The following is a 26,383-nucleotide window of genomic DNA, read 5'->3' as shown; positions in this document are numbered from 1 at the left end:
CTTTTGAAAACAAATTAATTGGAAAAACAAATGCTTTTGAATTCATATTAAAATCAGCTTTTTGGCAAAGGAGCACCAACGGCAACATCACAGCGATGTCCTGCTTGACCATGTGGCGGATTCATTCCTTCGGGGGTTTCAGTATTTGCAGAATTCGTTGATAACAATGCTGGCACAGGAGGCTGAACGCTAATATTTTTGCTTACTTCACCTGAAGATGCTGCTGGTGTTACAGCTGTTGATGCTGTTGAAGCAGGTTTTGAGTTTAATGGTGCTCCTACTGGAATATCACAGCGGTGATTTGGCTGTCCATGAGGCGGATTCATTCCTTTTGGCGTTTTTACGACAGATTGTGTTATAGTCTGCACTTGTGGCTGCGTCTGCACCTGATTGGTCTGCGGAGCTGCTGTCCCGTTAACTGGAGAATTCAATGGAGCTCCCACTGGAATATCACAGCGGTGATTTGGCTGTCCGTGTGCCGGATTTACGCCTGCTGCGGCTGATGGAGTACCCGTTGCGTTATTTTCGTGAAATAAATTATGCTGCTGCGGAGCAGTCTGCTGGCTAGTCTGTGCAGCAACTGCTGTTTGCTGTGTAAATGGCGTGATTACTTTGGGAATAGCTTTGCCCTTTTCATCATCATTGTTTTTACAAGAAATTATTGTAATTGCTATGGCTATAAATGTATAATAAATAGGTTTCATTTGAAAAAAAGCTATGATTTAGAATCAAATATAGTATTTTAATATTAAGTACCAAAAAGACAAATTGATGCGTGGTGTATTTAAATGATAGCAAAAAAACACTATCTCTCTCTTTAGCCCTGATCGAAACGGTATCCTTTTTATTTTACCTTTAAAAATAAAAAGATTTAGTGAAGAGCAGGATCCATATTATCAAAAAAGCCTAATGTTTCCTGCTCTAAATATTTAAAAAAATAGGTTTTAATTGTGATAACAATCTAAAATAACTGGCTTGCTATCTGTCTGATATTCTCAGATTTTCCCATCGAATAATAATGCAATACAGGAACTCCTGCCGCTTTCAATTCAATTGACTGCTGAATCGCCCATTCGATTCCCACCTGACGAATTTCTGCATTGTTTTTACATTTCTCCACTGCATTTATCAAATCCTCCGGTAAATCGATTCGGAAAATTTGAGGCAGAATCTGTAAATGTTTTTGAACCGCAATAGGCTTGATTCCTGGAATGATAGGAACGGTAATTCCCATTTCTCTAGCTTTTTTTACAAATTCAAAATATTTAGAATTGTCAAAAAACATTTGAGTCACGATATAATCAGCACCAGCATCTACTTTTTCTTTTAAACGCTTCAAATCAGTCTGTAAAGAAGGGGATTCCAAATGCTTTTCTGGATAACCAGCAACACCAATACAAAAATCAGCTTTGTTATCGATATCCATAACATCGTGAAGATATTTTCCGCAATTCAGCTGACTGATTTGGGCAACCAAATCCACTGCATAATTATTTCCTCCCGCTTTTGGCACAAAAGACTGTTCGTCTTTCATAGCATCTCCACGAAGCGCCATTACGTTATTGATTCCAAGATAATGGCAGTCCACGAGCATGTATTCAGTTTCTTCTTTGGTAAAACCACCGCAAAGTAAATGTGGTACGGTATCCACTTGATATTTATGTTTTATAGAAGCACAAATTCCCAAAGTTCCCGGACGCATTCTCGTCAATTTTTTGTCCAATAATCCGTTGCCCTTATCCACATAAATATACTCCTCACGCGAAGTCGTTACATCAATAAATGGCGGTTTGAACTCCATCAACGGATCGATATTGTCGTACAATTCCTGAATGCTTTTTCCTTTTTGAGGCGGTATAATTTCGAAAGAGAATAGTGTTTCTCCTTTGGCATTTTCTATATGTTCTGTTACTTTCATTCTTTATTAGTTGATAGTTGATGGTTGATAGTTGATAGTTTGAGCCGACAACTATATCCATTGACTAAATTTTATTTTTAAAATAGTTTATAAATCCATTTAAAAGTTTTTTACAAACCTGCATTTGCTCAAAAGCTTTGTTAAATTCATTTTCGGCAATATATTTTTGATCTAAAGCTAAATAATATTGAGTTTCTAATTCGTATAAAGAACCTCTAGCAATATGCAAAAAATGCAATGTATCTTTAGAAGTCTGCCTACCGCATCCTTCAGCAATATTTGAAGGAATTGAGATCGCCGCTCTCCTCATTTGATTAGTCAAACCAAACAATTCTTCTTTTGGAAATAATTTAGATGAATCATATAACGAATTCACCAATTTTCTAGATTCTATCCAAACCTCTAATTTATTATACTCCATTTTTTTTTGGTTGTTGGTTATCGGTTGATCGTTGTTAGTAAATATTTTTCGTTAATAGTCCATCAACAAACAACCATCAACCAACAACTAAATCAATCTGCAATATTTGGGTTAAGCCATTTCATGGCTATATCAGTTGAAACGTTTCTTCTTTTGGCGTAATCAATAACCTGGTCTTCCTTAATTTTTCCAAGACCGAAGTACTTACTTTCAGGATTTCCAAAATAATATCCCGAAACCGATGAAGCCGGCCACATCGCCATACTTTCGGTTAAGATCACTCCTATCTCTTTTTCTACATTCAGCAGTTTCCAGATCGTTGGTTTCTCCAAGTGATCTGGACAGGCTGGATAACCTGGCGCCGGACGGATTCCTTTGTAATCTTCGTCAATAAGTGCTTCTTTGCTCAACACCTCATCGGCGGCATAACCCCAGATTTCCTTACGGATTTTTTCATGCAGATATTCAGCAAATGCTTCTGCGAAACGGTCAGCCAAGGCTTTAACCATAATCGAATTATAATCGTCCAAATCCTTTTCGAACTCAGCAGCCCATTCGTCAACACCAAAACCGGTGGTAACACAGAACGCACCCATATAATCCACTTTTCCACTGTCTTTTGGCGCAATAAAATCGGCCAATGCGATATTTGGAGCTCCTTTGGTTTTTTGTGACTGCTGACGTAAAGTCAAGAATGTCTGCAATGGCTTTCCATTTTCATCGGTCAGCTCAATATCATCATCATTGATTTGATTTGCAGGGAAAATTCCGTAAATTCCTTTTGCCTGTAATTTCTTTTCTTTCAAAATTACCTCTAACATTGCCTGTGCATCCGCAAAAACAGAAGTCGCCTGCTCGCCCACAACATCATCTGTCAAAATCGCAGGATATTTACCGAACAATTCCCAAGTTCTGAAAAACGGTGTCCAGTCAATATACGGAACCAGTACATCCAAATCTACTTCGATTAGCTGTTCTCCGATTACCTTTGGTTTTACCGGCTCAAAATGTCTCCAGTCCAGCTGCAGTTTATTTTTACGGGCATCTTCAATAGACAGGAAATTTTTATCTCTTGAACGGTTCAGGAATGTTTCTCTGAACGCATCGTATTCGGCACGAATGTCGCTCGCATAAATCTTTCTGTTGTGATCCAATAAATTTCCGGCCACGGTAACCGCTCTCGAAGCATCATTTACGTGAATCACAGTCGATTTGTATTGTGGCGCAATTTTCACAGCTGTATGCGCACGCGAAGTCGTTGCTCCCCCAATCATCACCGGAATGGTAATATCTCTTTTATCCAATTCTTTTGCGAGATAGACCATTTCGTCCAAAGACGGCGTAATCAATCCGCTCAATCCAATAATATCTACGTTGTGTTCGATAGCTGCTGCAACAATTTTTTCGGGAGGCACCATAACGCCCAAATCTACAATCTCATAGTTATTACAAGCCAAAACTACCGAAACAATATTTTTCCCAATGTCGTGTACATCACCTTTTACGGTTGCCATCAGGATTTTTCCGTTTCCTTGTTTGTCACCCGCTTGTTTCGAAGCTTCAATGTATGGCAATAAATAAGCCACCGCTTTTTTCATCACACGGGCCGATTTTACTACCTGTGGCAAAAACATTTTCCCCGAACCAAACAAATCTCCAACCACATTCATTCCCGCCATCAGGTTGATCTCGATTACTTCAATAGGTTTTGTCGCTGCCAGTCGTGCTTCCTCAACATCTTCCTCTATAAATTGATCAATTCCTTTTACCAAAGCATGCGTAATTCTTTCCTGAAACGTTCCCGAACGCCATTCCTGCACGGCAACTTCATTGTTTTTGGTATCGCCTTTTACGCTTTCAGCAAAATCCAGCAAACGCTCCGTAGCATCATCACGTCTGTCTAAAATTACATCTTCTACATATTCCAATAAATCTTTCGGAATATCGTCGTAAATCGTCAGCATCTCCGGATTTACAATTCCCATCGTCATTCCGTTCTGAATCGCGTGATACAGGAAAACCGAGTGCATCGCTTCTCTCACCACATCATTCCCTCTAAACGAAAACGAAACGTTACTCACCCCGCCACTGATGTGTGCATGTGGCAAATGCTCGCGAACCCATTTGGTTCCCCTGAAGAAATCCAAAGCATTCAGGCGGTGCTCTTCCATACCGGTTGCAACTGGAAATATATTCAGATCGAAGATGATATCCTGCGGAGGAAAACCAACTTTATTCACCAAAATATCATACGAACGCTGGCAGATTTCGACTCTTCGGTCGTAATTATCCGCCTGTCCTACTTCGTCAAAAGCCATAATAATGGCAGCAGCGCCGTAGCGTTTTATCAGCTGAGCGTGATGAATAAAAGCTTCCTCACCCTCTTTCAGCGAAATCGAGTTTACAACACATTTTCCCTGCACGACTTTCAAACCAGCCTCAATGATTTCCCACTTCGAACTGTCAATCATAATCGGCACGCGCGAAATATCCGGTTCGGCAGCAATCAGGTTCAGGAATTTAGTCATCGCATAAACACCGTCAAGCATCCCTTCATCCATATTGATATCGATGATTTGCGCCCCTCCTTCTACCTGCTGTCTCGCAATATCGAGTGCTTCCTCGTATTTTTCCTCCTTGATCAATCGAAGGAACTTTCGGGAACCCGTCACATTGGTACGCTCCCCAACATTCACAAATACGCTTTCCGGCGTAATGATTAATGGCTCCAATCCCGATAATACAAGGTTTCTTCTTTTTTCTTTCATTTCTTTTTTGAGTTACTGAGATTCTTAGATACTAAGATTCTGAGTTTTTATTCCATGTTTTCAACAAGATTTTCAAACCTTGTTCGGTATTTTATTTTGGGCGTGCCCCAAGGGTCGGGCTATCCGCTGTATCTTTTATTCCGCTATCGCTACATAAAAGGATGCCGCTTCTATCCCTCACGCGGGTATTTGTTATTCAACATTATTTACACCATTTATCAAAAAACCTTTCATTCATAATGATTTAATAATGATTTCAATTCCTCTTTTGTAGGCAAAATAGTTTGATATTTAGATGCAAATATTTTTTTATTACCTTCTGGGAGTGTAATTTCTACTAATGATTCTGTTTTATTTTTACAAAGGATAATACCAATAGTAGGATTTTCTGTTTCATTTTTTACAAAACGATCATAGTAATTCACATACATCTGCATTTGTCCAAGGTCTTGATGTGTCAATTTGCCAATTTTCAAATCTATGATTACAAAACATTGCAATAACCTATTATAAAAAACCAAATCTACTTTGAAATGATCTTCATCAAAAGTAAACCGAACTTGTCTGCCTCCAAAAAAGAATCCTTTGCCCAATTCAAGCATAAAAGTTTCAATTTCATTGATAATTGCCGTTTCTAAATCAGTTTCCGAATAATATTCTTTTTCATCTAATCCTAAAAACTCCAACACCAAAGGCTCTTTCAAAATATCTTCAGCGTTTTGTATCAACTGCCCTTGTTTTGCCAATTTCAAAACACTTTCTTTATCTCTGCTCAGTGACAAACGTTCAAACAAACCCGAATTATACTGCCTTTCTAATTCCTTAAGTTTCCATTGATTAATAAATGATTCCACTTCATAAAACTGTCTTTCCAATTCATTGTCTATTTTCAGTAAAAATAAATAATGAGACCAGCTGATTGGCAATAAAACAGTAGTATCATCATTTTGCGTAGAAATCCTCAAACCGTTTGAGGATTTTAGGAAAACATCTGAATTCCTCAACTCACTTGAGGAAATTGAATACACACTATAAAATGTCCGCATTCTTTCGAGGTTTTGTACTGAGAATCCTTTTTTAAATTTTTGAGTTAAATCGGCAGAAACTGTTTCTAATAATTGAGTTCCATATTCTGCTCTTTTTTCTCCGTTCTGTAATTCCTCAACTATCATTTTACCAATTTGAAAATAAGTAAAAACCATAGCACTATTAGCCACTTTGGCTACTTGTAATCTTGCTTGTTCAACAAGTTCCGCTATTTTATTACTTAATTCATTCATTGGTTATATGTTTTTTTATTTTCAACGGAATAAATTCCGTTGCTACAAAATGGGTCGTTCCTACGGAACTCATCAACTTCTCCAACCAGTTTGTCATTGCGAGGAACGAGGAATCACATTACGTAAATTACAAGATGAGATTCCTCGTTCCTCGCAATGACAAAACTAGACTTATTCTTTTTGCGGATTCAAATTATACAAATCCGCAAAACTGAAGAATTTAGTTTCTAAATCAAATTATTTACCATGAATCATATTAATTACTCTTCCATCCTTTGCTGAAATATCAATCTCAAAAACACCTCCAAAACCTATACTCCAAAAAGTACCTTGAAGATGCCAAATTGAATCATTTTCAACTGATACTTTGTATGGCCTTTCACCTTCTATCATATCTTTTCCATATGATTCAAATAGAACTGATTCTGCTATTCCAACAGCTGTTTCTTCTTTTGTAACCAAACAATCCTCACATTCAATAGTTTTTTTGATAACCGAAGTCGTTCTTGCTACTTGATTACAACTTATAAATGCAAAACAAATCCAAACATAAAATTTCTTCATAATGCATACATTTAATTAAGTTTTAGCTTTACAACACCGCCGTCGAAACCCTAGGCTTATAATCCTTGGCAATATCAGCAATCAACTTGATATGGTTTGGAGTTGTTCCGCAACAGCCTCCTATGATATTTATTAAATTATCGTCTAAATAAGAGCGTATCTGCGCCTGCATTTCTTCCGGCGTTTCGTCATATTCTCCAAAGGCATTTGGCAATCCTGCATTGGGATGCGCCGAAACGTTAAAGGAAGTATGCGAAGACAAAGTCTGCAGATACGGTTTCAATAAATCGGCACCAAGTGCACAATTGAATCCTACGCTCAACAATGGAATGTGCGAAACCGAAATCAAGAAAGCTTCTACCGTTTGTCCGGAAAGTGTTCTTCCCGAAGCATCGGTAATCGTTCCCGAAACCATGATTGGAATATCAAGATTGCGTTCTTCTTTTACTTCTTCAATGGCAAAAAGTGCGGCTTTGGCATTTAACGTATCGAAAATAGTTTCTACCAAAAGTAAATCACAGCCTCCGTCCATTAAGGCTTCTACCTGTTGTTTGTAAGCAATGCGTAAATCGTCAAAAGTTACGGCTCTGTAACCTGGATCGTTTACGTCCGGCGACATACTGGCTGTACGGTTTGTCGGACCGATTGAACCGGCAACAAAACGAGGCTGGTTTGGATTTTTGGCAGTGAATTCATCGGCTACTTCACGGGCGATTTTTGCCGACTCGTAGTTCAGTTCATAAACCAGATCTTCCAAGTGATAATCGGCCATACCGATAGTTGTTCCCGAGAATGTATTGGTTTCTACAATATCGGCTCCTGCTTCAAAATAAGCGGCGTGAACTTCTTTGATTGCCTGTGGCTGTGTTATAGACAACAAATCGTTGTTCCCTTTCAGCGGATGCGGGAAATCTTTGAATCGTTCGCCACGAAAATCTTCTTCAGAGAAATTATAGCGTTGCAACATCGTTCCCATTGCTCCGTCGAGCACGAGAATTCTCTTTTTTATTTCTTCTTGAATTTTTGACATATTTTTTATTTCTCGCAAAGACGCAAAAGCGCAAAGCTTTTTGATTACTATTTTTTCAAATATTCCTTATTTAGGCTCTTTAGCCCCGATAGTAGTGGAAATCCTTGTGTGCCGGGGTTCGGCATACAAGATTGCAACGAATAGCGGGAACGATGTTGGCAAAAAATGCCCTAATCTTTCGCTCTAAAAAATTATCAAAATGTTATCAGGAATTGGTTTGAAAAATACTGGATGTATGTTGTGTTATCTATCCCCGCGATGCGTGGTAGAATGTAGCACCTTTCTCGTAAGGACGGGAGGTTGCTAAGGTTTCATTGGGTCTTTTCCCTCCGCCTTTCGTGATAACGTTCAATAAAATTAGGAACAACGCAAAGTTATGAAATAGCCTTACGACTTGCAAGTATTTTTTAAAGGTTTAAATTGTTTAATGTTGTTTAAAAAAGTTAAGAATCAATATCTAACCTTTTAAACTTTTAAACAATTTAAACCTTTAAACTTTAAAACTCTTATTATACAATCGCTTTCACAACTGCTTTTGGAGCTTCTTTACGGGTACCGTCGAATCCGTCAACTCCGGAAACGGTGGTGTATTTCATTACGTATTTTTTACCTGGATTGATGATTTGGTAAGCGGCTTGGCACATTAATGTTGCTTCGTGGAATCCGCAAAGAATCAATTTTAATTTTCCAGGATACGTGTTTACGTCACCAATGGCGAAGATTCCAGGGATGTTTGTTTGATAATCCAAGGCATTGTTTACTTTGATCGCATTCTTTTCGATTTCTAATCCCCAGTGTGCGATTGGCCCCAATTTTGGCGTCAATCCGAAAAGTGGAATGAAGAAATCGGTTTTGATGTTTTGGTGAGCTCCATCGATATCTACGTCAACTGACTCTAAATGTTCGGCACCGTTTAGTCCAATTACTTCTCCTGGAGTAATCATTTTGATTTTTCCAGCTGATTTTAATTCCTGTACTTTTTCTACAGAATCCAAAGCACCACGGAATTCGTTTCTTCTATGGATCAAAGTTACTTCTGAAGCTACATTCGCCAAGAAAATACTCCAGTCCAAAGCTGAATCTCCTCCTCCGGAAATCACGACTCTTTTGTCTCTGAATTTTTCCGGATTTTTGATGAAATATTTCACTCCTTTGTCTTCGTAGAACTCGATGTCTTCAATAAGTGGTTTTCTTGGTTCAAAACTTCCTAATCCTCCTGCGATTGCTACCACGGGAGCGTGGAATTTTTTCCCTTTATTGGAAGTAACGATAAAACTTCCGTCTTCTTGTTTTTCAATGGTTTCAGCACGTTCACCAAGGGTAAATCCTGGCTCGAACTGCTTGATTTGTTCCATTAAACCATCAACTAAATCTCCAGCCAATACTTCTGGAAATCCAGGAATATCGTAGATAGGTTTCTTTGGATATAATTCTGAAAGCTGTCCGCCTGGTTGTGGCAACGCATCCAAAATATGACATTTTAATTTTAATAATCCTGCTTCGAAAACTGCGAATAGACCTGTTGGTCCGGCTCCTATTATAAGTATGTCTGTTTTTACCATTATTTTATTATTTATAATAATTCTTAATAATACAAAGAAACGAATAATTTACTCTATTTTCAATGTTGTTGTTACTCTTTATTTTTTATCATCGGGTTAAAACCCGATGCAATTCAATTATTTTTATTTTTTCAGATCATCGGGTTAAAACCCGACGCTATTTAACGCTTCGGTGATCGTTCATCCTTTGTCATCATCGGGTTGAAACCCGACGCTACAATATGATCGTTCCTGAGGAACTCTTTTATGAATCTTTATTTTTCAACGCTTCGGTTATTTCGTTCATTTTATTGACCTTATCTTCGAAATTTCCTTTTAGCGTTTTTCGGTATTCGTTTAGGTTTTCTACCATTTTATTGACATCTTCTGGAATTACTTCTTCGAAAAACTCACGAAGCCTTTTGGCTGTTGTCGGCGATTTTCCGTTGGTCGAAATGGCAATTTTTACATTTCCTTTAGTTACGATTCCACCAAGATAATAATCGCATAAATCGGGTGTATCGGCAATATTGCAGATCAGGTAACGCTTTCGGGCCAAATCGTACACCCGTTTGTTGATTTTTAAATCATCGGTACAGGCGATAACCATGTGCCGTTTTTTGAGCATTTTTTTCTTGAACTTAGCTTGTGTCAGCTTAATCGAAGGATGTTTTTCGGCCAAAATTTTTATATCCAAATGAAAGTCTTTTGCAACTACCTCAACATTGGCATTTGGACTGGACTTTAGCATAAACGATAATTTTTCCAAACCGACATTTCCACCGCCAACAATGAGCACGTTGATGTTATGTAATTTTAAAAAAATTGGATATAATTCGTTCCTCACCCCCAGCCCCTCTCCAGAAGAGAGGGGAGCCGAAGCTTGAATATTGGAATCTGAATTGTTTTTCTTCATTATAATTTTATTTCGGTGGTTACAAATTCTTCGTAAATACCTTTAATTTCATCGGGTTGAAACCCGACGCTATTCATGCTAAACGATTTCTTTTGATAGAAATTCTTCGTAGAAACCTTTTAATTTATTGTTTTCTTTCACCACTTCACCAATGACGATGATTGCGGGAGAACTTAATTTATTTTCGGCTACCACTTCCTCAATTGTATCGATGGTTCCCACTCTTATTTTTTCATTTGGCATTGTTCCGTTTTGAATAATCGCAACGGGAGTTTCGCCTTTGGATTCTTTTTGAAATAAATCAACTATCTGCGAAAGCTTGCTCATTCCCATCAAAATCACCACAGTTGCCGATGATTTTGCCGAAAGTGCAATGTCATCAGACAAACTTCTATCGGAAGTTGTTCCGGTAATTACCCAAAAACTTTCTGAAACACCTCTTTTGGTGATGGAAATGCCCTGATTCGCCGGAACTGCAATTACTGATGAAATTCCAGGGACTACGATTGTAGAAATTCCGAAACTTTCAGCGTATTCTATTTCTTCGCTTCCTCTTCCAAAAACAAATGGATCGCCTCCTTTTAAACGCACCACATTTCCATAAGTCAACGCATTATCCACAATCAATTGATTGATTTGATCCTGCGTGTAAGCGTGATTGCCTATTTGTTTTCCAACAAAAATTTTGATGGCGTCTTTCGGAGCGTGATTCAATATTTCTTCATTTGCCAAAGCATCATACAAAACCACTTTCGCTTCAGCCAAGGCTTTTGCGCCTTTCAGCGTAAGCAAGTCCGGATCTCCAGGTCCTGCACCGACTAAAGTTACTTTGGGTTGAATCGTATTAAGCATCAGCTAAATCTTTGGCTCTATATTTTTCGATTATATCAAAAAAAGCAATTCCTTCCTGAATGTATTGTTTTGCAAATGCCTCTGAAGGAGAAACTGCATTGATTTGGTAAACCAATTCTCTGAAAGTAGTTGCCAATTCAATTTTTTTGGTTTCTACAAAAACTGTATCAAATAAATCAACGATTCCAGCGTGATTATTGGTTTTTTCATTTTCAGAAAGCAACAATGCTTTTGCCCCATTCACAAACCCTGCATAAGTATGATAAATCGCATCAGACCATTTTCCTTCGTCGAAAGATTCTTGTGCAAAAGTCAATTTATCTTTGGCTTCCAATAACAAAGTAGCCACAAGATCAATAACAACACCGGCACATTCTCCAACTCCAACTGCTTTTACATAATTGTCAGCGTTACCCCAATCTACGAAATCAGCTTCGGTAAGATTAGTTACATCTGCATAAGGTTTCAAAATTTCGTAGAAATATTTCTCTCCTTTAGCATCATAATAATCAAGGAATCTTTGTCCATTTCCATTGGTATCAAAATCATTTAAGATGGTACGCAATGCATCTGGCCCTCTACGGCTTGGAACTTTGATTACTTTATCAGCAAAACGTCCTTCTCCGTTTCCTAAACGTCCTCCACCCAATAAAACCTGCAACGCTGGCGCTACCAATTTTCCTGAGTTGATTGACATTCCCTGAAAACCAATTGCTGACATATTGTGCTGTCCGCAAGCGTTCATACAACCGCTGATCTTGATTTCAATTTCTTGGTTGTTGCTGTATTGTGGGTATTCTGCCTTGATAACTTTTTCTAACTCATCAGCGATTCCAGTACTGCTTGCAATTCCTAAATTACAAGTATCTGTACCTGGACAAGCCGTGATATCTCCAATTGTATTGTAACCTAAAGCTACCATATCCAATTTGGCTAATTCCTGATAGAAAAAAGGTAAATTCTCTTCTTTTATATTACGAATAACAATGTTTTGTCTTAATGAAAAACGCAGTTCATTCGCACCATAATTTTTAATCAAATCTGCTAATAATCTGGCTTTATCTGTATAAAAATCACCTAATAAAACTTTGATTCCGATTGCGAAATAACCTTGTTGCTTTTGAGCAATTACGCTTGATTTTTTCCAAGCTTCATAAGCTTCAGTATCTTCGATAGTAACTTGTGGCACAGCCAATAATGGCTCTGGAATAGCACCTTCAAAAGCAGTGGTATCTATTTCGTATGTTTCAAAAGCGATTGCTTTTTTCTCTTTGGCAACCAAATCAAGGAAAACATCTTTTCCTATTTCCTTGATTAAGAATTTCATACGGGCTTTCATTCTTTTGGCACGCTCACCATATCTGTCAAAAATACGGATGATACCTTCAGCAGTCGGAACGATTTCGTTAACCGGAATAAATTCTGAAAGCAATTCGGCGTGAGCTGGCTGAGATCCTAAACCTCCACCAAAAACTACTTTAAAACCTTTTTGTCCATCTTTAATTTTTGGAATAAATCCTAAATCATGCAAATAGCTCAAAGCAGTATCTTCATCTGAAGAAGAGAACGAAATTTTGAATTTACGTCCCATTTCCTGACAGATAGGATTTCTTAATAAATACTGGAACATTCCATGTGCATACGGAGTAACATCAAAGGGTTCGTTTACATCTACACCCGCTAATTCACTACCTGTAATATTACGGACAGTGTTCCCGCAAGCTTCACGCAAAGTAATATCGTCTTTGGCTAATTCTGACCAAAGTTCCGGTGTTCTGTCCAGACTTACATAGTGAATCTGAATATCCTGACGTGTCGTGATGTGAAGACGACCTGTAGAATATTTATCGGATACTTCTGTGATTCTTTTCAATTGCTCGCTGGTTACTTTTCCGTAAGGCAATTTGATACGGATCATCTGCACGCCTTCCTGACGCTGTCCATAAATACCGCGAGCCAAACGAAGACTGCGAAAACGCTCATCATCGATTTGCCCGTTACGGAAGGAGTAAATCTTTTTCTCTAAATCGATAATTTCTTTTTGAACTATCGGGTTTTCTATTTCTGTTCTAAAACTTTCCATATCTTTTAAGTTGTTGGTTGTTGTTGTTGGTTGTTGGTTGTTGGTTGCTTTACTATCAACAAAAAACCATCAACAATCAACTATTTAATAAAACCTACTCCTGCAGTTGTGTTAGTCGATGCATCAATCAGGATAAACGCTCCGTTTGATTTATTTTCTGTATAAGCATCAAAATAAATGGCTTTGCTCAATTTGATGTTTACTTCACCGATTTCATTAATACCCAATTGAGAAGCTTCTTTTGAACCAGAATAATCAGTAGCGATTACATTTTTCACGCTGTCGATTTTTGCCAACACTCTGTTGGTATTGTGCTGTACAAAGTATTTAGCTCCAGCTACTAACTTTTTGCTGTCCATCCAGCAAACAGTAGTTTCGATATCTTTTTCAACTTTTGGAAGCTCATCTGACTTTACAATCATATCACCTCTTGTTACATTAATATCATTTTCCAATTCGATAGTGATGGAAGAGCCAGCTTTGGCCTCATCAAATTGCTGATCAAAAAAGTGAATATTAGTAACTGTTGATTCTGTCAAAGAAGGAAGAACGGTTACTGCATCACCAACTTTGATAGAATTTCCATATAATTTACCAGCGTATCCTCTAAAATCGTGGTATTCTTCCGTTTTTGGACGAATTACAGTTTGTACAGGAAAGCGGGTTTTTCCATTATCATAAATATCTTTTGATTCCAGTGCTTCCAAGTGCTGTAGGATTGTTTGTCCTGTATACCAAGGCATTTTTCCTAAAGTTTCTACCACATTATCTCCAGTCAAAGCACTCAACGGAATGTAGCTTACGTTTTGCTCTTTGTATGAGCTTTTTGCATTTAATGCCTGAAAATCAGCTTTAATTTTATTGAAAACTTCTTCCGAATAATCCACCAAATCCATTTTGTTTACGGCAACAATCACATCTTTTACTCTCAATAAATTATTGATAAAAAAGTGACGGTAAGTCTGCTCAATAACTCCTTTACGAGCATCAATCAAAATGATTGAAACCTGCGAAGTCGAAGCTCCTGTAACCATGTTTCTTGTATATTCCACGTGGCCTGGAGTATCGGCAATGATGTAGCTTTTTTTGGCAGTCGAAAAATAAATATGAGCAACATCAATTGTAATTCCTTGTTCTCTCTCGGCTACCAAACCATCTGTAGCCAATGAAAAATCAAGATAATCATACCCTTTTTGCTTACTGCTTTTTTCTATTGCTTCTAATTTATCTGTAGTCAATGATTGTGTATCATACAATAATCTTCCGATCAAAGTACTTTTTCCGTCATCTACGCTTCCTGCTGTTGCTATTTTTAAAACTTCCATTCTTTTTATTTAGTTGATGGTTGTTAGTTGATGGAGTTCAAACTACTCCTTTTTATTCATCACCTAACAACAATTAATTATTAGATTTAGTTGTTGAATTTTAAAGATGGTCATTGACGAAATTGAAACTATCAACCAAAAACCATCAACTATCAACTAAAAGTAACCTTGCTGTTTTCTTTTTTCCATCGCTGCCTCAGAACGTTTGTCATCAATTCTGGCTCCTCTTTCAGAAATGGTAGAAGAACGAATTTCGCCCACTACCTCTTGAATAGTTGCTGCATACGATTCAACAGCAGCGGTACAGCTCATATCCCCAACGGTTCTGAAGCGAACAATTCTCTCTTCGACTTGTTCGTCTTCTTCTTGGTACACAAAAGGAGAGTGTGACCAAATTAAACCGTCTCTCAAAAAAACTTTACGTTTATGTGAAAAGTAAATCGATGGAATTTCGATCTGCTCTTGTTCAATATAACTCCAAACATCTAATTCTGTCCAGTTTGAAATTGGGAAAACACGAACGTTTTGTCCGTTTTCGATTTTTCCGTTCAAAAGGTCAAACAATTCAGGGCGCTGGTTTTTTTCATCCCATTGGCCAAAATCATCACGAACAGAGAAGATACGCTCTTTTGCTCTAGCTTTTTCCTCGTCACGACGCGCTCCGCCTATACAGGCATCAAATTTAAATTCATCAATAGCATCCAAAAGTGTAGTCGTCTGCAAGCTGTTTCTGCTTGAATATTTTCCAGACTCTTCAACTACTTTACCTGAATCGATAGCGTCCTGTACATTACGAACGATTAATTCCAATCCTAATTCAGCAACCAATTTATCTCTGAACTCAATTGTTTCAGGGAAATTATGTCCAGTATCTACGTGCAATAACGGGAAAGGAATTTTTGCTGGAAAAAATGCTTTTTGTGCCAAACGCACTAATGTAATCGAATCTTTACCGCCTGAAAAAAGCAAAACCGGTTTGTCAAATTGAGAAATTACTTCTCTGAATATGTAAATTGCTTCGCTTTCTAAAGCATTTGTTTTTAATATAGTACTCATTTGTATTTTGTTTAAAACCTCACCCCCAACCCCTCTCCAAAAGAGAGGGGAGACTGGATGGAACTTCGTTCGTTTATTTCTTTATTCTATTTTCTGTTATCTGAATTCTAAAATCTGCCTTCTTATTTTTGATGTAATCCACATTCTTTATGACTCGATTCCCAAGACCATCTTCCTGCCCTGATGTCCTCCCCTTCTGCAATTGCTCTGGTACAAGGCGCACAGCCAATGCTTACGAAACCTTTTTTGTGCAAAGCATTTTGAGGCACATTATTCTCATCAATATATTTTTGAACATCTTCCAGACTCCATTTCAGCAGTGGATTGAATTTTATGATATTGAAATGCGCATCATATTCAAAAGCTTTCAAGTCATTTCTGTTTTCAGACTGCTCGGCTCTTAAACCAGTAATCCAAATTTCATTTCCTTTTAAAGCCTTGGTCAACGGAGCCACTTTACGAATAAAACAGCATTCTTTTCTATTCTCCACCGATTCGTAAAAACTGTTTGGTCCTTTTGTATTCAACAAATTCTCCACGTCACTGGCCTCAGGAAAATACGTTTGAATAGCTACTTTGTATTTTTTTACCGTTCTATGAAAAACATCATAGGTTTCCTGAAACAATCTTCCAGTATCCAATGTAAAAATGCTAATTGGCAATTCATTCTTGGCAATCATTGCAGTTATAACTTGGTCTTCCTGTCCAAATGAAGTCGAAAAAATCACTTTCCCTTTGTACTCATCAGCTAAAAAAGCCAAAATTTCCTCAATAGAGAAACCGGCCGTTTTTTCCAATAAAGTATTTGCTATTTCTATGCTCATTTTTATTTTCGTTTTCCTCACCCATCCCTCTCCAAAGGAGAGGGGGAAGGCGGATTTGATTTTTTATTTTAAATCCATTACCCTATCGGGTTACTAGATTACTTTGCAAAAGTACTACTTTTTTTTAAATTGAAAATTATTTTTAAATAAATTTTATAATTTAGAATGCAATGTCTGCCAGAGTGTTATTCTCAAGAACCTTGAGTGTATTGTCCCTAACCTGAGTCATTAAACGGCGTGCGCCACAGGTTATTTCGTCATCACAATCATCACATCTTTCATAAAAATTATGACTTGCGCAAGGAAGCAAGGCAATGGGACCTTCAAGGATGCGGTATACTTTGGCCATACTGATGTCTTTTGGGTCTTTTATCAGATAGTAACCACCGCCTTTTCCTTTTTTGGCACCAAGAAAACCGGAGTTTCTAAGCAATAACAAAATACTTTCCAGAAATTTAATCGAAATATGTTCATTTTTGGCGATTTCGGCAATCTGGACAGGATTATTATTTTCCTGGCGCGCCAAAAAAGTCAGTGCTTTTATTCCGTATTTTGTTTTCTTTGAAAGCATAATGATCTAAGATTGCAGATTAACGATTACAGATTTTTGATTTAATTTAAATAAATAATCGCTCTTAAAATATATTTGCGAAACTACAAACTTTATCCTTTTGTAAGTCAATTGTATGAAATTATTTTAAAATTTCATTACAGATTTCAATCGCGAAATATTTATCTGTATAAAAACTATGTCCTTTCTTTTTTATGATTTCAAGAGCTATTGAATGTTTTTGAAACCAATCATTATTTGGCTTATTGCGGTCATTTTCTCCATAATAAAGTTTTATTCTTCCCGTTGGTGTTTCATTCTCATAACGCAGACGTGTTGATGAAACAGCAAAAAAACTTCTAATATTCAGTCCTTCCAAAGCTGTTTTCCATGCAATTGTACCGCCAATACTGAATGCAAGAACTACAACCTGATCCTTTTCTTTTTTCAAAAGATTGGCGATAGCTTTTTCTATCCCGCCATTAATAAACTGACTGTGGAGGTTTTCTTCGAAATATTCGGTTTTGTCAATTTCTGCCAATTCACAGCAGTCATAATATTGAATTTCGAATTTCTCTTCCAATAATTCAATATAAATCGAAACCCAATCTGATTTTTCTTTTCCCCATAAATCCGATAAAATGATTAGTCTTGGTTTCATATTAAAGAATGGCTTAAAATCAACAAACCCACGGCTGAAACCGTGGGCAATTGTTATAATTCTAAGTCTTTACGAAAGCGCCTGCTCCAAATCAGCAATTACGTCTTTGACGGTTTCTAAACCAACTGAAACACGTACCAGCCCTTCGGTAATGCCTACTGCCAATTTTTCTTCAACAGACAATTTGCTGTGCGTTGTTGATGCGGGATGTGTTACAATAGTTTTCACATCACCAATATTTGCCGAAAGTGAACACAATTTGATTTTGTCCAAGAATTGTCGTCCTGCATCAATTCCTCCTTTGATTTCGAAAGCAATAATATTTCCACCCAAAAGCATTTGCTTTTTGGCAACACCATATTTTGGATGTGATTTCAAGAAAGGATATTTCACGCTGTTTACATTTGGGTGACTTTCTAAAAACTCAGCTACTTTCAGTGCGTTTTCGCAATGTCTGTCAACTCTAACTGACAAAGTTTCTAAACTTTTGGACAATACCCACGCATTAAATGGCGACATTGCTGGTCCTGTATTTCTTGAGAATAAATATATTTTGCGAATCAAATCGGCATTTCCAACGGCGATTCCGCCTAAAACGCGTCCCTGACCATCCATCAGTTTAGTTGCTGAATGCACAACGATATGCGCACCATACTTAATAGGCTGTTGAATATAAGGCGTAGCAAAGCAATTGTCAACAATCAAAATCAGGCTGTGCTTTTTGGCAATAGCTCCCAAAAATTCCAAATCAATTACGTCAACACCTGGATTAGTTGGTGTTTCTACATATAAAATTTTTGAATTTGGTTTAATGAAACTTTCGATTGTTTCTGGCTGATTGATATCGAAATAACTGGTTTCTATCTTCCATTTTGGGAAATACGTCATAAAAAGCGCATGAGTAGAACCAAAAACGCTGCCTGCAGATACAATGTGATCACCAGACTCCAACAATGCTGCAAAAGTAGAGTAAATTGCCGCCATCCCTGTTGCGAATGCATAACCAGCCTCGGCTCCTTCCATTGCACAAACTTTATCTACAAATTCGGTTGTGTTTGGGTTGCTGAAACGGCTGTAAATATTTCGCACTTTTTCTTCAGTAAAAGAAGCTCTCATATCCTCAGCATCTTCAAAAACAAAACTTGAAGACAAGTATAATGGTGTTGAATGTTCCTGATATTGTGTTCTTTCTAAATGGGTACGTATGGCTTGGGTTTCAAACCCAAATTCTTGTTCGCTCATGTCTTTTGTTATTTAACACGAATTGCACTAATTTGCACTAATTTATATTGTTTTAAATTTCGCAAACAGATTTGTGTAAATTCGTGTAATTTGTGTTTGTTTTTATTAATGACTACTTCTCTAATTCTTTTCCGTTCAAAACTACTTTGTAATGAATCGTGGCTGTTGGCTCCACAGTTTTGGAAACCGAGCAGTATTTATCAAAAGATAATTGTGCCGCCTTTGCTGCTTTATCTTCTTTAATATTTCCTTCCAAAGAAAAAACTACATAAATATCTTTAAATGGTTTTGCTTCTCCAACCTGAACGCGCTCACCTTCAACCTCAGCCTTGAAAGAAGTGATTTCCTGACGCTGTTTTTTCAAAATCGAAATCATATCGATTCCGCTGCATCCTGCAACACCCATCAATACTAATTCCATCGGGCTTGGTCCCATATCATTTCCTCCAAACTCTGGTCTTGCATCTACATTGACGATGTGACCGCGTTCGTTTTTTAATTCAAAATGGAAATTTTCGTTTACTCTGTCTAATGTTATTTTCATTTTTACCCTCCCATCCCTCCAAAAAAGAGGGATTTAAGACCGGAGGCAAGCCTTGTTTTAAATTATTATTATTTTATAAAAATCAAAGTTTAGCTCCTTTAATCATTAGCGTTGCTCTTATGGACTGATCTCTCAAATGAAGAAACTTTTTTCGTTCCTCGTCGTGTTTGAAATTCTCAAAATCTTCTTCTGAGGCAAATTCCACCAAATGAATTTCATACGGCTTCTCAATATTGCTCTCGATATAACTTTTTTCATCCGGCCGTACTCGAAGCAATAATTGTCCATTGTATTTCAAAATCGTTGGAATGGCGATGTCTTCAAACTGATGAAAAACTTCTTCCTGACCTTCAATTATATATATTAACTGCGTTATAAATATCATTTGCTGAAATTTTATTTTTACAATAAAAATTATTTCGTTTCAAAAAATCTTAAATCTAAGTTCTAAAATCTGCAATCTGAAATCATCTACCCTTTATCCGACAATCTCAAAATATCTCCAAAAACACCCCTCGCCGTAACTGCCGATCCTGCACCAGCTCCCTGAATAACAATCGGTCTATCACCATAGGATTCTGTATAAATTTCGAAGAAAGAATCCGATCCTTTCAATCCGCCCAAAGCGGTGTCTTTTGGTACCGAAACCAGTTTCACTTCCAAGTTTCCTTTATCGTTTTGCAGATCCCCAGATAATTCTCCAATGTATCTCAATACGTGATTGGGTTGTTGGTCAGCTTTAATTTTAGCATAAATCGGGTCAAACTCTTTCAGTTTATTCAAGAAATCAGAGACCTCTCCTTCACGTAAATGCTCCGGAATTAGATTCTGAATAGCGATTTCTTCAAACTCATTCTGCAAGTCTAATTCTCTTGCTAAAATCAATAATTTTCTGCCTACGTCATTTCCGCAAAGATCTTCTCTTGGGTCTGGTTCCGTATAACCGTTATCGATGGCTTCTTTCAAAATATCGCTAAACGGAACATCTTTTGCAGAGAAATTATTGAACAAATAACTCAAAGTTCCCGAGAAAACTCCTTTTATCTTAGTGATATTCTCACCCGAAAGGTGCAATAATTTTATCGTATCAATCAATGGTAAACCGGCACCAACATTGGTTTCATACAAATACGTTTTTTGGTTTTCTTCCAATACTTGTCTCAATTCTTTGTAAAATGAATAACTCAAAGTATTGGCCACTTTATTAGACGAAATTAAGTCGAAACTATTTTCTGCCAGTTTGATATAATTCTCAACAAAAGATTTACTTGCCGAATTGTCAATAGCGATCAAGTTCTCCAAATGATTGTCATTGGCATAAGCAATAACATCATCAATGGTATAAGAAACGCCATTAGTTTGAATTTCATTTCTCCAGTTTGGCGAAACTCCATCTTTATTCAAAAGCACATTTTTGGAATTGGCTATGGCAAAAACATTCAGTTTAATGCCTTTACGTTTTTCGATTGCATCTTGTGATTCTAAAATCTGATTGATCAAAGTTCCTCCAACCAATCCATGACCAAAAATCGCGATATTAATTTTTTTAGAAACCCCAAAAATCTCACCGTGAATCACATTCAAGGCTTTGTTCAGTTCCTCTTTTTTCACCACCAAACTCACGTTTTTACCCGTAACAGTGTTGTTGAAAAGGATAGGAACAATTTTATTTTTAATTAAAGCCGTGTAAGGTTTGTGAAACGTACTCAAATCCTGCCCAATGATCGAAATCACCGAAACATTATCTGTCACCGAAATTTTGTTGACATCCTTGGAATAAAAATCATTTTCAAATTCTTTTTCCAATTCAATCATTGCTCGGGTCGCTTTATCAGCATCGACCACAATTCCGATTCCTCTTTCGGACGAACCCTGCGAAATGATACTTACACTAATATCATTATCCCCCATTACTCTAAAAATACGAGCATCAACACCTGTTTTCCCAAGCAATCCTCTTCCTTCTAAATTCACCAAAGCCACATTTTCAAGAACCGAAAGTGTCTTGATTCCTTCTTTATTAGAATTAGAAGTGATCAACGTCCCTTGATTTTCGTGATTAAAAGTATTCAAAATTCGAAGCGGAATATTTTTTTCCAGCAGTGGAATAATTGTCTTGGCGTGCAAAATTGTCGCTCCAAAATTGGCTAGCTCATTCGCTTCATTAAAAGTTAAATGATCAATTTTTTTGGCATCAAAAACCAAATCAGGATTGGCGGTATAAATTCCGTCAACGTGTGTATAATTCTGAAGTTCTTTGGCATCAAGATAATTTGCCAACAGTGAAGCCGTGTAATTACTACCGTTTCTGCCCAAAGTTGTAGCCTCATTTTTGCTATTAGAACCAATGAAACCGGTAACAATATTAACCGTTTCACCGTTATGCTCTTTAAAATAAGCAATCACATTTTTCTTCGAAAGTTGTTCTACTGGTTGCGCATCGCCGTAATTCGAATCGGTTTTAATCAATTCTCTGGTGTCGGCAAAATTTGCTTTTATGCCTTTTTTTACCAAAATCGCGGTCAATAATTTAGCCGAAATCAACTCTCCTTTAGATAGTACTTCGTCTTTAATTTTGACACTGTAGTCTCCAATCAGGCTCACGCCTTCAAAAAGTTTTTCCAGTTTAGTGAACTCCACAGACAAATCAACATCTGTATAAACGTCTTGCTGATAACGTTTAAAATCCTCAAAAAGCGGTTTATAGTTACCGTTTTTTGAAGCCAAAGCCAATATTGCTTCCAATTCATCAGTAGCATTTCCTCGCGCGGAAACCACAACCGCAATCTGTTCTCCTTTGTTTACTTTACCGGCGATTATCGCCACCACCTTATTGATTCCATCTCCGTTTGACAAAGACTTTCCTCCAAATTTTAATATCTTCATTCTCTTATTTTTTTAAGTCAAAACATTCGTTTCAAACTATCTTTTATATCTTTTTCTTCTTTTTGTGATCACCTTCAGTTAATCTTAAATTCTTTCCCGCAAAGACGCAGAGTCGCAAAGTTTAGAACTAATTTCTTTGCTTCTTCGAGTCTTTGCGAGAATTATATTTAGAAAAAGTCTTTCTAGAAAACCTTAACTTAATAACATTATCCTCACGCGAATGCCAATCAATAACTTTTATAAAAACCACAAACTGTTTACTTCTAAAAAATCCCTTTAAGCAGACTGTCCAGTTGTTTGTATTCTATCAAAAAAGCATCGTGTCCATGAATGGAGTCAATCTCCTGAAACGTTACGTTTTTCTTGTGTTCTTTCAATGTTTCGTAGGTTGCTTTATTTTCATTTACCGTGAAAAACAAATCCGAATTGATTCCGATGATATGAATATCTGCTTCTATTTGCGACGCCACAGCAATAAAAGATTCCCTGCCTTTGGCAATATCAATTGTTTTCAGCAATTGATTCATCAACTTATATGCCGAAAGTTGGAACCGCTTCTGCAATTTCTCTCCATGGTGGTTCAGCCAGCTTTCTATATTAAAAACTGCTAATTCTTCATTTATTGTTCGATCAAACTTCGCTTTAAAAGATTCTGGTGTTCGGTAACACAACATAGCGTGAATTCGGGCATCCTCTATTGGTTTTGCTGAATTTTTTAAAATCTGTTCCTGCAAAAAGCAATTGGCAATCAGCCAATCGGTCGATTTCCAGTCGGTCGCAATCGGAATTAAATGTTTTGTTATTTTAGGTTCCAATCCAGCAATTTCCCAAGCAATTCCTCCACCAACTGAACCGCCAATAATAGCATATAACTGCTCAATATGAAGTGCTTTTATTCCTTCTATAAAAAGTCTTGCCACATCTCTGGCTGTAAAATCCAAATAATTTTCGATTATGGTTCCGTCAAAACCATTTCCCGGAACATTAAAAGCAAGTATCGTATATTTATTAGTATCAATCGTTCTATTCTCACCAATAAGGACATTCCACCAACCTTTTGAACCCACGACATGAGAATTTCCAGTTAATGCGTGATTGACCAAAACGATTGGTGCGGTATGCAATTCACAACCAAAAAGCTGATAACTCAAATTGATTGAAGCATATAAAGCACCACTCTCGGTAGTGAAATTTTGTATAGTAATTGTAGTTGGGTAATTTTCCAATTTCAAATCTTTATTATTTTTTTGATTTGTACCGGAAATATTATGAAGAAAGCTGAAAAAAAACTAGATGATTTTTTTGTGTTATCTTTCCACGTTTGGGCGTGGTAGAATGCAGCACCTTCTTCGATAAATCGAAGGGTTGCTAAGGCTTCATCGGGTCTAATCCCTCTGCCTTTCTTTATAACATTTCAATACGTTTCTGAACTTAACGGTGCAAATTAACCACAATTTTATGAAACAACCAAATAATTATTCAACTGAAATTTAAAACAGTCTTTCTTCAACGCTAAAAAAATTGCCAAAGACTGCACTTATTCTCACGCATTTCCTTTTATACAAAAAGATATTCCGTGTTTTTATCCGTGCAATTTTTGGCAAATAATTTTAACCTGTTAATTTCTAGTTTTACGCCTGTTTTGTGTCAGATAAAAAGAGTTCCATTTTCTTTTGAATACATATGAAACAATAAAGAATTGTTCCCTTTTCTTTCTTTCATGTCAAAGTTTTCATCCACGTCAAATCTTGGGTGATCCAACTCTTTTTTTGGATTGAATGGCTCGATATTTATAGTTTTTGTAATTGTCCTTTTGAACAATTCTACTGTATTTTTGATGATGTATGATATAGTTTTCATGATCTTGTAATTTTAAAATTAATTTCTACTAAAGGCTTATATTATTTTTTTACTTTCTGCTTATTCTGCATTATGAGTTTATTTTCTAAAAACTGCTGGACTCTTTCCCGCTTAATACAACAGAAGAAAATGGACAAACTTGCTGCATGCAATACATTTGATTTTATTTTTTTAGAACTCATAATCTTATTTTTAACTTATTTTTTTTTCTATACAACTGTAAAACAAAAAACCCTTTTAGACATATATCCAAAAGGGTTTTAAGCTGTATATAAACTTTTATTCTTTTGGAATCAACAAATACGGGCAGTCATCATGGCATTGACACGCATCATCGTCTTCTTCATCTTCTTTGCCTTGCAAATGGTAATCTTATCAGTGTAGAGCTGCTGCATGCTTAATTATTGTTTTACTTAATCTTATTATTGTTTTAACATTTAAAAAAAAACCTCTCAATAAGCTTGAGAGGTTTTTTTATATATTATTTAATTTAAAAATAATGCTATATATACCTCTCCCTGCAGGTTTTCACCTGAATGGCTTGTTTAGACATATTGCATAAATTAAATTTCATTTTTCTCTTTTCTTATTTTGTTGAACAAATATCTAAATTTTTTTTTGATTTTCCAAACACGAAACATAAATTTAATAATAAAAATATATTAAGTTAAAATACAAATCTACTGAAAATCAATAATTTAAACAAATAACGTACACATATATTGGTCTTTTCCTCTTTTTTTTAACAAAATTTTGTCTTTTTTTGGCTGCTAATCAGCTGAAAATTAAGCCGAAAACATGAATTCCTGATACTTTGAGTGTATTGTCTGGTAAAATAAAATCCCTATTCCTCCTGACAATACTATAATTAAATGCAAAAGCGGGTTTGGAAAAAAAGAAAAAGCCAAATAACCAATGATAATACCTCTCAAAAAATCCAGATGGAAAATCCATTTCTTTTGATCCAGCATTGCTCCTGTAGCAATTACACTCAAAACAATAAAGACTGTAATTAAGAAAATATTAAACGCAATTATAAATTCTGAAAAGAGAATTGTCAAAAACAGCACAAGCATTGTTAGAATTGTTTTGGCAATAATCGAATTCGTCAGTTTCTTTGAATATTTGACATCAGGAGCAACTGTTTCTTTAGAAAACTTTCTCTCAAGAAGCAATCGTATCCTTGCGTCAATATCATTTGGCCCCCCCAAAATCACTTTTGCTTTTTGCCTAAATGTTTTCGCCATTCTGAAAGCCACAGCTAATTCTAATACATAATGAAAATGCTGCCATAAAAAACTATAACTTCCCAGTGGCTTTGTTAATCCAAATTTAGGTTCTGTAGTTTCCTCTATAAAAGTGCCAAAAATTTTATCCCAGATGATCAGCATATCGCCATAGTTTTTATCCAAATATTCTGGATTACTGCTATGATGAACTCTATGGTGCGATGGCGTAACAATAATATATTCCAGCCAGCCTAATTTCCCGACCAGCTGTGTATGCGTAAAAAAAGGATAGGTTCCATGAATTAGCAGCAATATTGTTATCATTTCTGGTTTAAAACCGATAATTGGCAAAACGCACCAAAACAGTCCTCTGGCTATAGCTTGAAAAACTGTTATTCTGGCTGCTGCCGTATAATTAAAATCGTCACTCTGATGGTGTACTATATGTGATGCCCAAAAAAGATTCACAGTATGCCCAAACCGATGATACCAATACCAGAGCAGATCTGTAGCAAAAAACAGTAACACCCAAGTTACAGCAGTTGATTCAATAGAAAAAATTGAAAAATTTGCATGCAGCCAGGAAAAAACAAAGAAAAAAGTTCCCGTAGTCAAAAGATCGGCAATACGCTCCGCTATTCCAACATTAAGATTAGCGATACTTTCATTAAAATGGTGAAGTTTTTTATTTTTCCTTACACTAATATAGTATTCCAAAAACATAAATACTGCAAAAAATGGAACTGCAAGTGCTATATAATTTAATTTCATATGTAGATTTTATTGTTTTTTATTGGTCATGTGTAATTGATGACTGTTTATATTTTATTAAA

General features: G+C 36.5%; 23 protein-coding genes and 2 riboswitches. All 23 genes read right to left on the bottom strand.

Going from position 1 to position 26,383, the window contains the following annotated elements; genetic code table 11:
- Positions 1-53: 53 nt before the first annotated feature.
- Entirely contained in the window at positions 54-704 is a 651-nt protein-coding gene (locus ABEG11_RS11670) for a hypothetical protein (protein ID WP_348824350.1), read from the bottom strand.
- Positions 705-961: 257 nt separating this feature from the next.
- On the bottom strand, positions 962-1,918 hold the full coding sequence (gene metF, locus ABEG11_RS11665; protein WP_348824349.1) for a methylenetetrahydrofolate reductase [NAD(P)H]: 957 nt from the start codon (positions 1,916-1,918) through the stop codon (positions 962-964).
- Positions 1,919-1,982: 64 nt separating this feature from the next.
- Complete coding sequence (locus ABEG11_RS11660; RefSeq protein ID WP_348824348.1) at positions 1,983-2,339, bottom strand: four helix bundle protein; 357 nt, start codon at positions 2,337-2,339, stop codon at positions 1,983-1,985.
- A 92-nt stretch (positions 2,340-2,431) separates the two neighbouring features.
- Positions 2,432-5,107 (bottom strand): methionine synthase, encoded by a 2,676-nt coding sequence (gene metH, locus ABEG11_RS11655; RefSeq protein ID WP_348824347.1) that lies wholly within the window; start codon positions 5,105-5,107, stop codon positions 2,432-2,434.
- 230 nt (positions 5,108-5,337) lie between these two features.
- Positions 5,338-6,387 (bottom strand): PDDEXK nuclease domain-containing protein, encoded by a 1,050-nt coding sequence (locus ABEG11_RS11650; RefSeq protein ID WP_348824346.1) that lies wholly within the window; start codon positions 6,385-6,387, stop codon positions 5,338-5,340.
- A gap of 237 nt (positions 6,388-6,624) precedes the next feature.
- Positions 6,625-6,951: an NTF2 fold immunity protein gene (locus ABEG11_RS11645; RefSeq protein ID WP_348824345.1), complete on the bottom strand. Its 327-nt coding sequence runs from the start codon at positions 6,949-6,951 to the stop codon at positions 6,625-6,627.
- Between the two features lie 28 nt (positions 6,952-6,979).
- Positions 6,980-7,981 (bottom strand): homocysteine S-methyltransferase family protein, encoded by a 1,002-nt coding sequence (locus tag ABEG11_RS11640; RefSeq protein ID WP_348824344.1) that lies wholly within the window; start codon positions 7,979-7,981, stop codon positions 6,980-6,982.
- A 240-nt stretch (positions 7,982-8,221) separates the two neighbouring features.
- Positions 8,222-8,329: riboswitch (SAM riboswitch) on the bottom strand.
- A 161-nt stretch (positions 8,330-8,490) separates the two neighbouring features.
- Positions 8,491-9,543, bottom strand: a complete 1,053-nt coding sequence (locus ABEG11_RS11635; RefSeq protein WP_348824343.1) for an NAD(P)/FAD-dependent oxidoreductase — start codon at positions 9,541-9,543, stop codon at positions 8,491-8,493.
- 244 nt (positions 9,544-9,787) lie between these two features.
- A complete protein-coding gene (locus ABEG11_RS11630) occupies positions 9,788-10,438 on the bottom strand; it encodes a precorrin-2 dehydrogenase/sirohydrochlorin ferrochelatase family protein (RefSeq protein ID WP_435302841.1) in 651 nt (216 codons plus the stop codon).
- A gap of 78 nt (positions 10,439-10,516) precedes the next feature.
- Positions 10,517-11,290: a uroporphyrinogen-III C-methyltransferase gene (gene cobA / locus ABEG11_RS11625; RefSeq protein WP_348824342.1), complete on the bottom strand. Its 774-nt coding sequence runs from the start codon at positions 11,288-11,290 to the stop codon at positions 10,517-10,519.
- On the bottom strand, positions 11,283-13,373 hold the full coding sequence (locus ABEG11_RS11620; protein WP_348824341.1) for a ferredoxin-like domain-containing protein: 2,091 nt from the start codon (positions 13,371-13,373) through the stop codon (positions 11,283-11,285). Before ABEG11_RS11620 ends, cobA begins: the two co-directional genes overlap by 8 nt.
- An 80-nt stretch (positions 13,374-13,453) precedes the next feature.
- Positions 13,454-14,698, bottom strand: coding sequence for a sulfate adenylyltransferase subunit 1 (locus ABEG11_RS11615; RefSeq protein ID WP_348824340.1), 1,245 nt, complete (start codon positions 14,696-14,698; stop codon positions 13,454-13,456).
- Between the two features lie 156 nt (positions 14,699-14,854).
- Complete coding sequence (gene cysD, locus ABEG11_RS11610) at positions 14,855-15,754, bottom strand: sulfate adenylyltransferase subunit CysD (protein WP_348824339.1); 900 nt, start codon at positions 15,752-15,754, stop codon at positions 14,855-14,857.
- 122 nt (positions 15,755-15,876) lie between these two features.
- A complete protein-coding gene (locus tag ABEG11_RS11605; protein WP_348824338.1) occupies positions 15,877-16,578 on the bottom strand; it encodes a phosphoadenylyl-sulfate reductase in 702 nt (233 codons plus the stop codon).
- 160 nt (positions 16,579-16,738) lie between these two features.
- A complete protein-coding gene (locus ABEG11_RS11600) occupies positions 16,739-17,149 on the bottom strand; it encodes an RrF2 family transcriptional regulator (protein ID WP_348824337.1) in 411 nt (136 codons plus the stop codon).
- Between the two features lie 121 nt (positions 17,150-17,270).
- Complete coding sequence (locus ABEG11_RS11595; protein WP_348824336.1) at positions 17,271-17,789, bottom strand: alpha/beta hydrolase; 519 nt, start codon at positions 17,787-17,789, stop codon at positions 17,271-17,273.
- 69 nt (positions 17,790-17,858) lie between these two features.
- A complete protein-coding gene (locus tag ABEG11_RS11590) occupies positions 17,859-19,031 on the bottom strand; it encodes a trans-sulfuration enzyme family protein (RefSeq protein ID WP_348824335.1) in 1,173 nt (390 codons plus the stop codon).
- A 112-nt stretch (positions 19,032-19,143) separates the two neighbouring features.
- Positions 19,144-19,575 (bottom strand): OsmC family protein, encoded by a 432-nt coding sequence (locus ABEG11_RS11585; protein WP_348824334.1) that lies wholly within the window; start codon positions 19,573-19,575, stop codon positions 19,144-19,146.
- Between the two features lie 82 nt (positions 19,576-19,657).
- Positions 19,658-19,960, bottom strand: a complete 303-nt coding sequence (locus ABEG11_RS11580) for a hypothetical protein (protein WP_348824333.1) — start codon at positions 19,958-19,960, stop codon at positions 19,658-19,660.
- An 86-nt stretch (positions 19,961-20,046) separates the two neighbouring features.
- Positions 20,047-22,461, bottom strand: coding sequence for a bifunctional aspartate kinase/homoserine dehydrogenase I (thrA, locus tag ABEG11_RS11575; protein ID WP_348824332.1), 2,415 nt, complete (start codon positions 22,459-22,461; stop codon positions 20,047-20,049).
- Positions 22,462-22,724: 263 nt separating this feature from the next.
- Entirely contained in the window at positions 22,725-23,693 is a 969-nt protein-coding gene (locus tag ABEG11_RS11570) for an alpha/beta fold hydrolase (protein WP_348824331.1), read from the bottom strand.
- A 72-nt stretch (positions 23,694-23,765) separates the two neighbouring features.
- A riboswitch (SAM riboswitch) is annotated at positions 23,766-23,874 on the bottom strand.
- A 234-nt stretch (positions 23,875-24,108) separates the two neighbouring features.
- Positions 24,109-24,321: a hypothetical protein gene (locus tag ABEG11_RS11565; RefSeq protein WP_348824330.1), complete on the bottom strand. Its 213-nt coding sequence runs from the start codon at positions 24,319-24,321 to the stop codon at positions 24,109-24,111.
- Between the two features lie 785 nt (positions 24,322-25,106).
- The gene (locus ABEG11_RS11560; RefSeq protein WP_348824329.1) at positions 25,107-26,321 is read right to left on the bottom strand and encodes a sterol desaturase family protein; all 1,215 of its coding nucleotides are present in this window, start codon (positions 26,319-26,321) and stop codon (positions 25,107-25,109) included.
- Positions 26,322-26,383: the final 62 nt, after the last annotated feature.

The organism is Flavobacterium aestuarii (assembly GCF_040049115.1).
In the GTDB taxonomy this organism is placed as follows: domain Bacteria; phylum Bacteroidota; class Bacteroidia; order Flavobacteriales; family Flavobacteriaceae; genus Flavobacterium; species Flavobacterium aestuarii.
Note: the sequence above shows the minus strand (reverse complement) of the source record. Positions and strands in the feature narration are given on the sequence as shown.

What these genes read in the sequence shown, in the direction of transcription:
- metF (WP_348824349.1), bottom strand. Translation starts at nt 1,918, where the DNA reads ATGAAAGTAACAGAACATATAGAAAATGCCAAAGGAGAAACACTATTC.
- metH (WP_348824347.1), bottom strand. Translation starts at nt 5,107, where the DNA reads ATGAAAGAAAAAAGAAGAAACCTTGTATTATCGGGATTGGAGCCATTA.
- ABEG11_RS11650 (WP_348824346.1), bottom strand. Translation starts at nt 6,387, where the DNA reads ATGAATGAATTAAGTAATAAAATAGCGGAACTTGTTGAACAAGCAAGA.
- cysD (WP_348824339.1), bottom strand. Translation starts at nt 15,754, where the DNA reads ATGAGTACTATATTAAAAACAAATGCTTTAGAAAGCGAAGCAATTTAC.
- thrA (WP_348824332.1), bottom strand. Translation starts at nt 22,461, where the DNA reads ATGAAGATATTAAAATTTGGAGGAAAGTCTTTGTCAAACGGAGATGGA.
- ABEG11_RS11670 (WP_348824350.1), bottom strand. Translation starts at nt 704, where the DNA reads ATGAAACCTATTTATTATACATTTATAGCCATAGCAATTACAATAATT.
- ABEG11_RS11620 (WP_348824341.1), bottom strand. Translation starts at nt 13,373, where the DNA reads ATGGAAAGTTTTAGAACAGAAATAGAAAACCCGATAGTTCAAAAAGAA.
- cobA (WP_348824342.1), bottom strand. Translation starts at nt 11,290, where the DNA reads ATGCTTAATACGATTCAACCCAAAGTAACTTTAGTCGGTGCAGGACCT.
- ABEG11_RS11645 (WP_348824345.1), bottom strand. Translation starts at nt 6,951, where the DNA reads ATGAAGAAATTTTATGTTTGGATTTGTTTTGCATTTATAAGTTGTAAT.
- ABEG11_RS11560 (WP_348824329.1), bottom strand. Translation starts at nt 26,321, where the DNA reads ATGAAATTAAATTATATAGCACTTGCAGTTCCATTTTTTGCAGTATTT.
- ABEG11_RS11640 (WP_348824344.1), bottom strand. Translation starts at nt 7,981, where the DNA reads ATGTCAAAAATTCAAGAAGAAATAAAAAAGAGAATTCTCGTGCTCGAC.
- ABEG11_RS11595 (WP_348824336.1), bottom strand. Translation starts at nt 17,789, where the DNA reads ATGAAACCAAGACTAATCATTTTATCGGATTTATGGGGAAAAGAAAAA.
- ABEG11_RS11615 (WP_348824340.1), bottom strand. Translation starts at nt 14,698, where the DNA reads ATGGAAGTTTTAAAAATAGCAACAGCAGGAAGCGTAGATGACGGAAAA.
- ABEG11_RS11635 (WP_348824343.1), bottom strand. Translation starts at nt 9,543, where the DNA reads ATGGTAAAAACAGACATACTTATAATAGGAGCCGGACCAACAGGTCTA.
- ABEG11_RS11600 (WP_348824337.1), bottom strand. Translation starts at nt 17,149, where the DNA reads ATGCTTTCAAAGAAAACAAAATACGGAATAAAAGCACTGACTTTTTTG.
- ABEG11_RS11660 (WP_348824348.1), bottom strand. Translation starts at nt 2,339, where the DNA reads ATGGAGTATAATAAATTAGAGGTTTGGATAGAATCTAGAAAATTGGTG.
- ABEG11_RS11590 (WP_348824335.1), bottom strand. Translation starts at nt 19,031, where the DNA reads ATGAGCGAACAAGAATTTGGGTTTGAAACCCAAGCCATACGTACCCAT.
- ABEG11_RS11605 (WP_348824338.1), bottom strand. Translation starts at nt 16,578, where the DNA reads ATGAGCATAGAAATAGCAAATACTTTATTGGAAAAAACGGCCGGTTTC.
- ABEG11_RS11565 (WP_348824330.1), bottom strand. Translation starts at nt 24,321, where the DNA reads ATGAAAACTATATCATACATCATCAAAAATACAGTAGAATTGTTCAAA.
- ABEG11_RS11630 (WP_435302841.1), bottom strand. Translation starts at nt 10,438, where the DNA reads ATGAAGAAAAACAATTCAGATTCCAATATTCAAGCTTCGGCTCCCCTC.
- ABEG11_RS11585 (WP_348824334.1), bottom strand. Translation starts at nt 19,575, where the DNA reads ATGAAAATAACATTAGACAGAGTAAACGAAAATTTCCATTTTGAATTA.
- ABEG11_RS11580 (WP_348824333.1), bottom strand. Translation starts at nt 19,960, where the DNA reads ATGATATTTATAACGCAGTTAATATATATAATTGAAGGTCAGGAAGAA.